Origin of the sequence: Cryobacterium sp. RTC2.1 (genome assembly GCF_035018685.1) — a bacterium.
Lineage (GTDB): Bacteria > Actinomycetota > Actinomycetes > Actinomycetales > Microbacteriaceae > Cryobacterium > Cryobacterium glucosi.
Genome location: NZ_JASJXJ010000407.1, coordinates 1 through 203 on the forward strand (window position 1 = coordinate 1; position 203 = coordinate 203).

General features: G+C 58.6%; 1 protein-coding gene. It reads left to right on the top strand.

Annotation, left to right across the window (positions count from 1 at the left end):
- Positions 1-12: 12 nt before the first annotated feature.
- The coding region (locus tag QN357_RS19640) for a KUP/HAK/KT family potassium transporter (protein ID WP_416347642.1) at positions 13-203 on the top strand (191 nt) is incomplete at its 3' end.

A 203-nucleotide genomic window follows, 5' to 3' on the forward strand; every position in this document is an offset into this window, starting at 1 on the left:
TACGTTCCAGCCATCAACGTCCTACTTGCACTTGCTGTGCTCGCCGTGACAATTGGCTTCCGAGGATCCGCCGCGTTAGCCTCCGCATACGGCATCGCTGTCACCACTACCATCTCCATCACCACTATCGTCTACCTGGCCTGGAGTTGGGCACACTCCAGACGCCTCACGCCAAGAATTCTCGCCGCAGGCGCAATCCTCCT